The 12,869-nt window shown below is 66.1% G+C and carries 13 protein-coding genes; 8 read left to right on the top strand and 5 right to left on the bottom strand.

The window, feature by feature from the left end; translation table 11 throughout:
• Positions 1 to 10: 10 nt before the first annotated feature.
• Positions 11 to 1,000, bottom strand: a complete 990-nt coding sequence (locus C8J47_RS06205; protein ID WP_220683351.1) for an iron-containing redox enzyme family protein — start codon at positions 998 to 1,000, stop codon at positions 11 to 13.
• An 80-nt stretch (positions 1,001 to 1,080) separates the two neighbouring features.
• Positions 1,081 to 1,314 (bottom strand): hypothetical protein, encoded by a 234-nt coding sequence (locus C8J47_RS06200; RefSeq protein WP_220683350.1) that lies wholly within the window; start codon positions 1,312 to 1,314, stop codon positions 1,081 to 1,083.
• A 172-nt stretch (positions 1,315 to 1,486) separates the two neighbouring features.
• Between C8J47_RS06200 and C8J47_RS19150 the strand changes: the two genes are divergently transcribed.
• Positions 1,487 to 1,663 (top strand): hypothetical protein, encoded by a 177-nt coding sequence (locus C8J47_RS19150; RefSeq protein WP_183129036.1) that lies wholly within the window; start codon positions 1,487 to 1,489, stop codon positions 1,661 to 1,663.
• A gap of 105 nt (positions 1,664 to 1,768) precedes the next feature.
• On the opposite strand, the gene yghU is transcribed toward C8J47_RS19150, so the two are convergent.
• Positions 1,769 to 2,662 (bottom strand): glutathione-dependent disulfide-bond oxidoreductase, encoded by an 894-nt coding sequence (yghU, locus tag C8J47_RS06195; protein ID WP_121884919.1) that lies wholly within the window; start codon positions 2,660 to 2,662, stop codon positions 1,769 to 1,771.
• A 179-nt stretch (positions 2,663 to 2,841) separates the two neighbouring features.
• Entirely contained in the window at positions 2,842 to 3,699 is an 858-nt protein-coding gene (locus tag C8J47_RS06190) for a serine hydrolase (protein ID WP_121884918.1), read from the bottom strand.
• A 453-nt stretch (positions 3,700 to 4,152) separates the two neighbouring features.
• On the opposite strand from C8J47_RS06190, the gene hpnA reads away from it, so the two are divergent.
• From hpnA to C8J47_RS06155, 7 genes are read left to right on the top strand one after another with little or no spacing between them, the layout of a single operon-like run.
• Entirely contained in the window at positions 4,153 to 5,154 is a 1,002-nt protein-coding gene (hpnA, locus tag C8J47_RS06185) for a hopanoid-associated sugar epimerase (RefSeq protein WP_259467398.1), read from the top strand.
• On the top strand, positions 5,151 to 6,278 hold the full coding sequence (locus C8J47_RS06180; RefSeq protein WP_121884917.1) for a glycosyltransferase: 1,128 nt from the start codon (positions 5,151 to 5,153) through the stop codon (positions 6,276 to 6,278). Before hpnA ends, C8J47_RS06180 begins: the two co-directional genes overlap by 4 nt.
• Entirely contained in the window at positions 6,275 to 7,135 is an 861-nt protein-coding gene (hpnC, locus tag C8J47_RS06175; RefSeq protein ID WP_404969250.1) for a squalene synthase HpnC, read from the top strand. The genes C8J47_RS06180 and hpnC overlap by 4 nt, the downstream gene beginning before the upstream one ends.
• Positions 7,132 to 7,971, top strand: coding sequence for a presqualene diphosphate synthase HpnD (gene hpnD / locus C8J47_RS06170; RefSeq protein WP_121884915.1), 840 nt, complete (start codon positions 7,132 to 7,134; stop codon positions 7,969 to 7,971). The genes hpnC and hpnD overlap by 4 nt, the downstream gene beginning before the upstream one ends.
• Before the next feature lie 11 nt (positions 7,972 to 7,982).
• A complete protein-coding gene (gene hpnE, locus C8J47_RS06165) occupies positions 7,983 to 9,218 on the top strand; it encodes a hydroxysqualene dehydroxylase HpnE (protein ID WP_259467397.1) in 1,236 nt (411 codons plus the stop codon).
• Entirely contained in the window at positions 9,211 to 11,148 is a 1,938-nt protein-coding gene (gene shc / locus C8J47_RS06160; RefSeq protein ID WP_121884913.1) for a squalene--hopene cyclase, read from the top strand. Before hpnE ends, shc begins: the two co-directional genes overlap by 8 nt.
• Complete coding sequence (locus C8J47_RS06155; RefSeq protein ID WP_183129035.1) at positions 11,145 to 11,798, top strand: phosphorylase; 654 nt, start codon at positions 11,145 to 11,147, stop codon at positions 11,796 to 11,798. Before shc ends, C8J47_RS06155 begins: the two co-directional genes overlap by 4 nt.
• On the opposite strand, the gene hpnH is transcribed toward C8J47_RS06155, so the two are convergent.
• On the bottom strand, positions 11,721 to 12,866 hold the full coding sequence (hpnH, locus tag C8J47_RS06150; protein WP_121884912.1) for an adenosyl-hopene transferase HpnH: 1,146 nt from the start codon (positions 12,864 to 12,866) through the stop codon (positions 11,721 to 11,723). The genes C8J47_RS06155 and hpnH overlap by 78 nt on opposite strands.
• Between the last annotated feature and the right edge of the window lie 3 nt (positions 12,867 to 12,869).

The following is a 12,869-nucleotide window of genomic DNA, read 5'->3' as shown; positions in this document are numbered from 1 at the left end:
TATCGTCCTTTCACAGATCGGAGACGCGGCGGAGCAAAGGCGCGTCGCCGGTATAGTGCCGCCAGACGCCCGAATAGAACGCGTCGTACAGGTCGACGAACAGCGGCATCTCCGCCTTCAGACGTCGCACGTCGGTCTCGGCGATCGCGGGGATCTGCTGGAAGATCAGCCGGGTAAGGTTGCCATGCCCCGCATCGATGTTGATGTTCGCATGCGTGCGCAGCGGGCCGACGAAGCCGTCGTCCATGCCGACGCGGGTACACGCCTCGATGAAACTGTCCTCCTTCATCCCCTGCCCTTCGAGCAGGCCGAGCGTCGAAAAGAAGAACAGCGGATCGTTGTGCGCCCAATAGGCAAGCGCGTTGCACAGCGCCATCGTCTCGGGCAGCGGGATCGCGTCCTGCATATCCGCATAAGTGAGGCCGACATGCGTCAGCGATCGCAGCAGGATCTCGTCATGGCCATATTCTTCGGAGAAGAACTCGTTCAGCAGGAGCCTGACCGCGGTGTTGGGCACATAGGACAGCACCGGCGCGTCGAAATAGCTTTCGCGGAACAGGAAATGCCAGTTCTCGATCACCATGCCGGTAGCAAGCCGCTGCGAGAGGTCGCCCGGCGCGTTGGCGGCGAGGCAGGTCTGCCAGAACGGGTTGCGGTAGATCGTCGTCTCGCAACGCGCCTCGACCAGTTCCTCAAGCTCCAGGATGACCTCGGACCCGGAGCGAAACGGCGGCAGTGCGGTGTCGTCGAGCAGGCCCAGCCCGTCGAGCGACACGACCAGATCGTCGGCCACCTCGCGCAGTAGAGCGGGCTCTTCGGCGACGATCCGGTCGAGCGTGGTCGCGCCGTCCATCCGTCGCAGCGTTCGTTCGAGGACGGATTGCGGCACGTCGCGCGCGACGAGCGTATGGCGGTCGCCGAGCAGCAGCGCGGTCCCGCCGACGCGGATTTCGGTATTCAGCCGGGGGCGGCCAATGGTCTGGATGTCTTCGATCTGCACGCTATCGTCCGATCTCGGTCGCGCGGTCGCGCATGGCCGGCGGTGCGGGCACGCCGCACGGCCGGCCAGCAGCGAACGCGTCAGAGGTGGATGGCGATCAAGGTCGGGCGGCCATCGGCCTTCTCGACCGTGAACAGGAAGTGCTTCCCGCCCAGGGTGCCGGTGTTGATGTACAGATCGGGCTTCTTGCCGTCGAACGTGTTGTTCGCGAGATCGGCATGCTTCACTTCGTGAACCGTCGGATGTGCGGCAGCTGCAGAGATGATGTCCTCCTTTGTCGTGGTGCCGGCTTCGTCGAGCCGGCTGGGAGGCATGCTCTGCCCGGACGCAGCGGGGATCAATCGAAGACACCTCCGTTATGGCGTCACCGCTACGCCCCTCCTCGGCAGATAGACCCGAAACGACGCAGATCGCCGCAAGGGATTATAGTCTACGAGCCGATAGCCCTACGCTCAGGGTCAGGACCCATGACGTGGGAGGCGCGATTTGATTCAGGCCAACGCGTCGGTCGCGTATGGTCCGCACAAGACGCCGTACACCCGGTGCAGCGAAAGAGGCGTCGTCGGCCGCATGATGGAGGGATTGGCTGCCGCGGATGCCGAACCAAAGACCATCATGATCAACGCGACCGTCCAAGGCAGACCGCATGGCCCGGCTGCCTAAAGAAGTGGCACCCCGACCCGCTACGACCGATGCCCCACCGTCTTCTTCGCCGCCACCGCCCTCGCTGCCACCGTCATTTTCCAGCTAGAACAGTGATTCCTGACCCTAGCGCGTCTCGCCCTCCGTCGCTGTCGCGTCGAGCTTGTCCTGCGTCCTAGTCTCGAAGTCGTCCGCGTCGTGGCGTTCGTGGAGCTGGCTGGCAGGATCGCCGATCACGCGGTTGACCATCCGCCCGCGTTTCACCGCAGGCCGCGCACCGATCAAGTCGGTCCAGCGCACGACGTTCTTGTAGTCGTTCGCCTGAAGGAACTCGGCAGCCTCATAGACCTGACCGCTCACGAGCGCGCCGTACCACGGCCACACCGCCATATCGGCGATCGAATACTCGTCTCCGCCGATATATTCGCTCTCGCCGAGCCGCCGGTCGAGGACGTCGAGCTGGCGCTTCACTTCCATCGCGAAGCGGTCGATCGCATATTCGATCTTCACGGGCGCGTAGGCATAGAAATGCCCGAACCCGCCGCCGAGCATCGGACCCGCGCCCATCTGCCAGAACAGCCACGACAGCACTTCGGCGCGCTTGGCGGGATCGGTGGGAAGGAACGCGCCGAATTTCTCGGCCAGATACAGCAGTATCGAACCGGACTCGAAGACCCGGATCGGAGTCGCGCCGCTGCGATCGACCAGCGCCGGTATCTTCGAATTGGGGTTGGCCTCGACGAAACCGCTGCCGAACTGGTCGCCGTCCATGATCCTCATCAGCCACGCGTCGTATTCGGCGCCGACATGCCCGGCAGCGAGCAGCTCCTCGAGCATCACGGTCACCTTCACGCCGTTGGGCGTCGCCAGTGAATAGAGCTGGAGCGGATGCTTGCCGATGGGGAGTGGCTTGTCATGCGTCGCGCCCGCGGTCGGACGATTGATGCTGGCGAACCGGCCTCCGCTCTCCTTGTTCCACGTCCAGATCTTGGGCGGCACATACTCTGCGGTCTCGGTCATCAGGTCTCTCCGCTAGATTCAGGACTCTCCCGTCATCGATAGGCGGTAATCCGGAATTGCTCCAGCCGTTTGGGACGCGACGGTATCGTCGTAAGCCGCACTATGCAGGCAACCAACGAGCGGAACGCACCGCCGTCTGCCTGCGCCGGTACACAGCGACCGACCCAAGGACCGGGCGACTACCGCATTTGCATGAAGATAGAGACGGCGTTGCGGACGCTATCCGCAAACCGGTCATAGATCGCCCGCGCAACCTGGGCGATGACGGGCTGGCGATCGCGTCCACCGCGCGCGAACACCGCGACGGCCACGCGGCGGCCATCGGGCATGGTAATGAACCCGACGTCGTTGGTGATACCGTCGAGCGTGCCGGTCTTGTCCTCCACGCGCGTACCGGCGGGGAGGAGTGCGCGGATCCGGCGCGTGCCGGTCGCGCATCGGCTCATCAGCTCCAACAGGAACGTGCGGCTTTGCGCCGTCAGGACGGTACCATTGTCGATCTTGTTCAACAGCGTGACCATCGCGACCGGCGTGGCGACATCCCGGCTGTCCGCAAGGTGGCCGCGCTCCCGCAGCAGCTGGGCTATGGTCCGGTCCATCCGGATACCGGTGATATTCTGCGATGACAGCCACTGCTGGATCGCGCCGGGGCCGCCGAGCGCAGCAAGCAACTGGTCGGTCGCCTGATTATCGCTGCGGATGATCATCAGCTCCATGACCTTCGCCGCGGGCCGGCCGACGATCATGTCGCCGAGGCTGCGTCGTCCCTGATCGACCTCGCCGAGATAGGCGGCTGCGATGGCGAGCTTGACCGTGCTCGCCATCGGAAACGGGGTATCGCCGTTGATCGAAACGGTCGAGCCATCGCGAAGGTCCAGCGCAGCGATGCCATAGTCGCCGGAGCGTTCCGCGATCAGCTTGCTCAGCGCATGCTCGAGCCCGATGAGGTCCGGGGAGCTTGCGGCCGCCGGTGCCGGGACGAGGACGGTCGCGGCGATAAAGGACAGAAACAGATGGGAAAGCCGGGGTGCGTGCATCGATCGTCCTTGCGTATAGCTCTTCGGCAGCCTGCTCCTGCTAAACCGAAAAACCTGAACACATCGTGTTGCCCGCCGGTGAAATACACACAACGACGCGTCGCGTGCCGTTCATCGCGAAACCGGGCACCTGTGCCTACGCATTGGCGGCTTTCCGGGCAAGCGGCACTGAGCCAAGCCGCTGCGATCGTCGCACGAGATGATGGAGACCGTGGATAGGGTGAGCGGCACTAGGCAGGTTAGTGACTCCCCGACCCTCGGGCAGACCGCGGCAACGCTATTTCCGCCGCCCGGATACGGCACCCCGGTCGAACCAGCGGCGCAACTGGAAAAAGGGGCGGCATGGACCGGTATCGCGACGGAAGCGATCCTCGGATGCGCAGGCCGGGATTGCGCGGCGCGACGATGGCCGTAAGGCATTCGGACAACTATGTTCGGTGAGAGTTCGATGCCGTGACCAGCTCCAGCGAGACGCTCCTGATTACCGGCGTCGCCGGTTTCGTGGGATCCGCGATCGCCCGGGCGGCGGCGGCGGATGGCCTGCAGGTTCGGGGGCTGGTCCGACCATCCAGTGCGCGGACCAACCTTGTCGATTTCCCCGGTGCCCTCGTCGAAGCGGATCTGCGCGATGCGGCTGCCGTGACGGCGGCGATGGCGGGCGTCCGCCACGTCATCCATACCGCGGCCGACTACCGGATCTGGGCCCGCGATCCCGAAGAGATCGTCCGCAACAATCGCACCAGCACGCTTAACGTCATGGCGGCCGCGCTGGCAGCCGGAGTAGAGCGCATCGTCTATACCAGCAGCGTCGCGACGCTGCTTCCCGACCCCACAGGGGCCGCCGACGAAACCCGACCCGCCACCGAACAGACCGTCGTCGGTGCGTACAAGCGCAGCAAGGTGGTTGCCGAACGGTTGGTAGAGGCGATGGTCCGCGAGCAGGGCCTGCCTGCGGTGATCGTCAATCCCTCGACGCCGATCGGCCCACGCGACGTGCGGCCGACACCGACCGGACGGATCATCGTCGAAGCAGCGAACGGCAAGATGCCAGCGTTCGTCGACAGCGGCCTCAACCTCGTCCATGTCGACGATGTCGCGCGCGGTCATCTGCTGGCGCTCGATCGGGGCAGGATCGGCGAGCGCTATGTGCTCGGCGGACAGGACGTTGCGCTGGCGGACATGCTCAAGGCGATCGCGACGATGGTCGGCCGTCGTGCGCCGACGGTCCGCCTGCCGCGTGCACCGCTGTTCCCGCTGGCGTGGCTCAACGAACGACTGGCCGCGGTCACCGGCAAGGACCCGTTCCTGACGCTCGACGGACTGCGGATGGCCAAGCACACGATGTTCTACAGTTCCGCCAAGGCGACGCGCGAACTCGGCTACCACGCGCGGCCGCATCGGCAGGCGCTGGCCGACGCGATTGCCTGGTTCCGGCAGGCAGGCATGATCGGGTGATCGGCATCGCCGTATCGACGGTCGCGATCTGGCTGTATCTGGTGCTGGGCAATGGCGGCTTCTGGCTGGCCCGCGAACGCGACACGCGCGACGTACCCCCTGCCCCCGCGCCCAATATTACGTCCTGGCCCGATGTCGTCGCGGTCGTGCCCGCGCGCGACGAGGCCGACGTCATCGCGCGCGCGATCGGCAGCCTGGCCGCCCAGGACTATCCCGGCGATTTCTGCATCGTGCTGGTCGACGACGGCAGCAGCGACGAGACGGCGGACATCGCGCGTGACGCCGGTGGCGATCGACTGACCATCCTGCGGGGCACACCCCTGCCCGCCGACTGGACCGGCAAGCTGTGGGCGGTATCGCAGGGTATCGTGGCCGCCGGATCACCGCGCTATCTCTGGCTGACCGACGCGGATATCGCGCATGCCCCTGATACGCTGCGGTCGCTGGTCGCCCGGGCCGAACACCATGATCTGGCCCTGGTCTCGCTGATGGCGAAGCTGCGCTGCACGCATTGGGCGGAACACGCATTGATCCCCGCATTCGTCTACTTCTTTCAGATGCTCTACCCGTTTTCGCGCGTGAACGGGCAAGGGCCGGGTGCCTCAGCGGGGGGCTGTATGCTGGTGCGCCGAGAGGCTCTGGCCGCGGTGGGCGGGATCGGCGCGATCCGCGGTGCGCTGATCGACGATTGCGCGTTCGGTGCGCTGATGAAGACGCAGGGGCCGGTCTGGCTCGGGCTGACCGAGCGGTCGCGCAGCATACGCCCGTATGACGGCATCCGCCCGATCGCGGCGATGATCTCGCGGTCCGCCTACGCACAGCTCGACTATTCGCCGCTGAAACTGATCGGCGCGGTGATCGGCCTCGCCCTGGTCTATGCCGCCCCGCCGCTGCTCACGCTGTTCGCCGACGGGCCTGCCCGCGCGCTCGGGATAGCGGCGTGGCTGCTGATGACGCTGTCGTTCCTGCCGATGCTGCGCTTCTACCACCGCTCGCCGTTATGGTCGCCGTGCCTCCCGCTCATTGCGGCTTTCTACACGGGCTGCACCTTGCTATCCGCCTGGCAGCACGGGCGAGGCCGTGGCGGCATGTGGAAAGGGCGCGCGCAGGCTGCGCGGCAATGATGGCAACGGCATCGGATCAGCAGACCGCCGACCTCGCGTCCGGCAAGGATCACACGGGCGAGAACTTCCCGGTCGCCTCGGCAATCCTGAAGCGGGAGCACCGCGCGCCGATCATGGCGTTCTATCGCTTCGCGCGCGCCGCCGACGACATCGCCGACCATCCGACCGCTACTGCCCCGGACAAGCTAGCCCGACTGCACGCCATGCGGCTGGGCGTGACCGGCCGAGGCGACGAACCGCATGCGCTGACGCTGCACCGGGTGATGGCCGAACGGCATCTGGACGCGCGCCATGCCAACGACCTGCTCGACGCGTTCGAACACGACGTCACGGTACGCCGCTATGCTGACTGGGACTCGCTCATCGCCTATTGTCGGATCTCGGCGATGCCGGTGGGACGCTATGTGCTCGACGTCCACGGCGAGGATCGCGCGACCTGGGCGGCGTCGGATGCGCTGTGCGCGGCGTTGCAGATCATCAACCATCTCCAGGATTGCGGGAAGGATTACCGCGCGATCGACCGCGTGTATCTTCCCACGAAGATACTTGCCGCACACGGCGCGCGGGTCGAGGATCTCGGAGCAGATGCCGCATCGCCCGCGCTGAGGGCTACGATCGTCACGCTCGCCGAACGCACGCGCGGTCTGCTTGCGACGAGCGCCGGTTTCTCCGCGATGATCCGCGACCGCCGGCTTGCCGCCGAGGTGGCGATCATCCAGAGACTTGCCGAGAGCCTGACCGAACGCCTGTTGACGCGCGACCCGCTGAGCGAGCGCGTCCATCACGGCAAGCTGGAGGCGGCGTGGCTCGCTGCGGGTGCTGCGCTGGGCAGCCTTGTACGGGGACGTTCGCGATGAATCCCAATGCGACACCCGCCGCGCTGCGCGCCCAGGTATCGGGCAGTTCGTTCTATGCCGGCATGCGCGTGCTGCCGAAGGCCGAGCGCGAGGCGATGTATGCGATCTACGCGTTTTGCCGGATCGTCGACGACATCGCCGACGATCAGCAGGGCATACCAGCGGAGCGCGCCGCCCAGCTCGACCAGTGGCGGACCGATATCGATGCGCTCTATGCCGGCGGCGATCCCGGACAGGCGATCATCGTCGCCGAGGCCGTCCGCCGCTTCGATCTCGATCGCGCCGATTTGCACGCGGTTATCGATGGTATGGGGATGGACGTCGCAGCCGACATCCGCTGGCCCCCCGCCGCGACGCTCGACCTGTATTGCGACCGCGTCGCCTCGGCGGTCGGGCGGCTGTCGGTGCGGATCTTCGGGATGGACCCGGCGCCCGGCATCGCGCTCGCCTTCCATCTTGGCCGCGCGCTGCAACTGACCAATATCCTGCGCGACATCGACGAGGATGCCGCGATCGGCCGGGTCTACCTGCCGTTCGAACTGCTCAGCGGTGCGGGCATCCCGATCACCGCACCGGCTGAGGTCATCGGTGATCCGCGCATCGACGCCGTTGCCCGCGCACTCGCGACCGAAGCGCATGGCCATTATGCGCAGGCCAACGCGATCCTGGCGAAGCGTCCACGCGGACACCTGATCGCGCCGAGGTTGATGGCGGCGGCCTATGCCAAGGTGCTGTCGCGGATGGAGGTTGTCGGCTGGGCGCCGCCGCGCACCCGCGTCCGCGTATCGAAGCTGGCACTGCTCTGGACGATACTGCGCCTGAGCCTGACACGGTGAGCTTTTCCTGCGTGACGATTGCCGGAGCGGGGCTGGCCGGGCTTGCCGCCGCAGTCGCTGCGCGCGAGGCGGGGCTGGCGGTCCGGGTGGTCGATGGCGCGGCGCAGGCAGGCGGACGCTGCCGGTCGTATCATGATCCGCAGCTCGGGCTGACGATCGATAACGGCAATCATCTGGTCCTGTCGGGCAACACTGCGGTCACCCGCTTCCGGGCGACGATCGGCGCGACGACCCCACTCGCCGGGCCGGACCATGCCGATTTCGCATTTTGCGATCTTGCGACGAACGAACGCTGGACGGTGCGGATCAACGATGGTCCGGTGCCCTGGTGGGTGATGGCGAAACGCCGTCGCGTGCCGGGCAGCCGTGCGCGCGACTATCTGCCGCTAGCTCGTCTGCTCGGCGATCGGGAGGAGCGGATCGACGCGCGGATCGCGACCGATGGTCCGGTGTGGACCCGGTTGCTCGAACCCGTGTTGCTCGCCGCGCTGAACACCGCACCTGCCGAAAGTTCGGCGAAGCTCGCAGGCGCAGTCCTGCGCGAGACGATCGCGAAAGGTGGCAGGGCGATGCGTCCGCGGATCGCCGAGCCGAACCTGTCCGCGGCTTTCATCGATCCGGCGCTGGCGTGGCTCGCAGACCATGCAAGCCCGGTGACGCTCGGCCGCCGCCTTCGCGCGATCGGCTTCGAGGGCGACCGTGCGACCAGCCTGGACTGGGGCGACGGACCGGAACAGATCGCAGACGACGAGGCGGTGATCCTCGCGGTGCCCGCCTGGACTGCAACCGCGCTGATTCCCGGTCTCCAGGCACCCGACGAACACCGCGCGATCGTCAACGGGCATTTCGCGTTTCCAGCGCCAACCGGCGCGCCTGCGATGCTGGGGCTGCTCGGCGGGACCGCGGAATGGGTTTTCGCGTTTCACGATCGACTTTCGGTGACCGTGAGCGCCGCCGATCATCTCGTCGACCGCGACCGCGAGACGCTAGCACAGGCGTTCTGGGCTGATATTTGCGCTGCGCTGAAGATCGACGCGCCGATGCCGCGCTGGCAGATCGTCAAGGAAAAGCGGGCGACCTTCGCCGCCACGCCCGAGCAGAATGCCAAACGCCCGCCTGCGCGTACCCGCTGGCGCAACCTGTTCCTTGCGGGCGACTGGACCAATACCGGCCTTCCCTCGACGATCGAGGGGGCGCTGCGCTCGGGCGAAACCGCCGCCCATTTGGTAAGGGGTGATCATGCCTGATAACGATCCTAGGCACGCCCCCCCTTCGCTTGCCGCGGTCGAAGTCGCGGTTGACCGCGCTACCGCCGCATTGGCCGCGCAGCAGCGCGACGACGGGCACTGGGTATTCGAACTCGAGGCCGACGCGACGATCCCAGCCGAATACGTCCTGTTGCGGCATTATCTCGGCGAGCCCGTCGCTGCGGATCTGGAAGCGAAGATCGGACGCTACCTACGCCGCATCCAGTCCGAGGCGCATGATGGCTGGGGCCTGTTCCACGAGGGCGCGTTCGATGTCAGCGCAAGCGTGAAGGCCTATTATGCGTTGAAAATGATCGGCGACACGACCGATGCCCCACATATGGTGCGCGCACGAACCGCGATCCTGGCTGAGGGCGGTGCGGCGGCCAGCAACGTCTTTACGCGGATCCAGCTTGCGCTGTTCGCCGCAGGGCCGTGGGCGACCGTGCCGACGATGCCGCCCGAACTGATCCTGACGCCGCGCTGGTTCCCGGTCCACTTGTCCAAGATGTCGTACTGGGCACGCACCGTCGTCGTGCCGTTGCTCGTGCTGGCCGCGCTCAAGCCGGTCGCCCGCAATCCGCTGGGGGTGAAGATCGACGAACTTTACACCGGCGCCGCGGTTCGGCCCGGGTCGAAGGCTGCGGATACGAAGTGGCTGTGGACGGCGGGGTTCAACGCGCTCGACCGGGTGCTGAAGGTCGGCGACCGGCTCTGGCCCAAGCGGATGCGCCGGCGTGCGATCGAGGCGTGCGTTGCGTTTGTTACCGAGCGGTTGAACGGCGAGGACGGGCTTGGCGCGATCTATCCGGCGATGGCGAACAGCGTGATGATGTTCGACGCACTCGGCTATGCGGCGGATCATCCGGTGCGGGCGATCGCGCGGCAGTCGATCGAAAATTTGCTCATCGTCGGCGATGACGAGGCATATTGCCAGCCCTGCGTCTCGCCGGTGTGGGACACCGCGCTCGCGGCACACGCGATGATGGAAGCGGGCTGCGACGACTTGGCCGCGAAGGCGCTTGCCTGGTTGAAGCCGCGCCAGGTGCTGGACGTGAAGGGCGACTGGGCGGACGAGAAGCCCGACGTGCAACCCGGCGGCTGGGCGTTCCAGTACAACAACGACCATTATCCCGATCTCGACGACACTGCCGTCGTCGTGATGGCGATGGATCGCGCGCAGGCCGGGGCAACGTACGCTACCGCGATCGAACGCGGCGTCGAATGGACCGTCGGGCTGCAAAGCCGCAACGGCGGCTGGGGCGCGTTCGATGCGGACAACAGCTACGACTATCTGAACAACCTGCCCTTCTCCGATCATGGCGCATTGCTTGACCCGCCGACCGCGGACGTCAGCGCGCGCGTCGTATCGATGCTCGCGCAGCTCGGCGAACGCGACGGGCCCCGCATGGCCCGCGCGCTCGCCTATCTGGAACGCGAGCAGATGGCGGACGGCAGCTGGTTCGGGCGCTGGGGCGTCAACTATATCTACGGCACCTGGTCGGTGCTGTGCGCGCTGAACGCGGCAGGGTTTGGACCCGAACAGCAGATGGTCGCCAAGGCGGTCGACTGGCTCGAGCGCATTCAGAATGCCGATGGCGGCTGGGGCGAGGATTGCGACAGCTATGCGCTGGATTATGCGGGCTACACGCCCGCGCCGTCGACCGCGTCGCAGACCGCCTGGGCGCTGCTGGGGCTGATGGCAGCGGGGAGCGTCGACGGCGATGCGGTCGAGCGGGGGATCAACTGGCTCGCGGTGCATCAAGATGCGGACGGTTTGTGGGGCCAGGAACACTATACCGGGGGCGGATTTCCCCGCGTGTTTTATCTGCGATACCACGGCTACCCGAAGTATTTCCCGCTCTGGGCAATGGCGCGGTATCGCAATCTGAAGCGCTCCAACACCCGCGCCGTCGGGTACGGGATGTGATCCTTGCCGCGTGCGGCCTGCAGCGCGAGGCGCGGCTGATCGCAAAGGCGGGGCTGGTCCCGGTGATCGGCGGCGGCGATGCCGAGCGGCTGGGGGACGCGCTGGAACAGCGCTGTGGCGAGGCCAGCGCAATCCTGTCGATCGGGCTATGCGGCGCGTTGGCGGCTGATCTCGACATCGGCGATGTGGTGATCGATGCCCACACTGCGGGTCTGGACGCGTGGCTGCGAGCCGCCCTCCCCCACGCTCGTACTGGCGGGATCGTTGGACAGGACAGTCCGGCAGCTACAAGCGACGACAAACGCCGCCTTCATCTCGCTACCGGTGCGCTGGCGGTCGATATGGAGTCGCATGTCGCCGCGCGCGTGGCGATGCACCGAGGCCTGCCGTTCGCGGCGATCCGCGTGGTGTCCGACGATGCGCGGCGGACCCTGCCGCCCGCCGCGCTCGTCGGCATGCGGCCGGACGGCGGGATGGCACTGGGCGCAGTGCTGAGATCACTCGCGCGGCATCCTGCCCAACTCCCCGCGCTGATTCGCACCGGAATCGACGCGGAGCGGGCGTTCCGAGCGTTAAGCGGCGCGTTGCGCGCGCTTGAAACCCACGGGATCGGCTTCCTTGATCCGCGCGAGTTCCCGCTCGACCTGTGACGCATAGGTCTCGGCAGCGGGACGCTGGTGCGACAGGTCGATATCGGGCTTCATCGGTCCGTCGGTCCGAACGCCCTTCATCGCCACCTTCATGAGCTTGAGCGGATGACGGATCGCATCGGTCGCCGCCGTGCCTTCGAAGCCGCAATGAACCATGCAGTCGGCGCACTTCTCATATTTGCCGACGCCGTATTCGTCCCAGTCGGTGCCTTCCATCAACTCGGCGAACGTCGGCACATAGCCTTCGCCGACGAGGTAGCACGGCTTCTGCCAGCCAAAGACGGTGCGCAGCGGCATCGACCAGGGCGTGCATTCATAGGTCTGGTTGCCAGCCAGGAAATCGAGGAACAGCGGCGAGTTGGTAAAGGTCCATGCCTTGCCGCCATTGCCGCGCGAGAACACGTCACGGAAGAAGTTCTTGGTCCGCTCGCGGTTGAGGAAATGCGCCTGGTCGGGTGCGCGCTCATAGGCATAGCCCGGCGAAATCGTGATCTCGACGCCGTTTGCTTCCATATCGTCGAAGAACGCCGCGGTGCGTGCCGGATCGGCACCGTCGAACACGGTGCAGTTGACCTGGACGCGGAAGCCCTTTGCCTTCGCCAGTGCGATCGCATCCTTGGCGACGTCGTACACGCCGTCCTGGCAGACCGACTTGTCGTGTGCGGCCTGATCGCCATCAAGATGGATTGACCAGGTGAAGAACGGCGACGGCGTATAATCGTTGATCTTCTTCTTCATCAGCAGCGCGTTGGTGCACAGGATGACGAACTTCTTCCGATCGATGTACCCCTTGACGATCTTCGGCATGTCGCGGTGCAGCAGCGGCTCGCCGCCGGCGATTGAGACTGCCGGCGCGCCGCAATCGTCGATCGCCGCCATGCACTCGTCATAGCTCAGCCGCTGGTTGAGGATCGCGTCGGGATAGTCGATCTTCCCACACCCAGCACACGCCAGGTTACAGCGAAGCAGCGGCTCGAGCATCAGGACGAGCGGATATTTGCCGCCCTTGATATGCTGTTTGACGGTGTAGGCGCCGATACGGGCGATCTGGCTGAGGGGAAGGCTCATGCT

It is taken from the genome of Sphingomonas sp. PP-F2F-G114-C0414 (assembly GCF_003688595.1).
Lineage (GTDB): Bacteria > Pseudomonadota > Alphaproteobacteria > Sphingomonadales > Sphingomonadaceae > Sphingomonas.
Note: the sequence above shows the minus strand (reverse complement) of the source record. Positions and strands in the feature narration are given on the sequence as shown.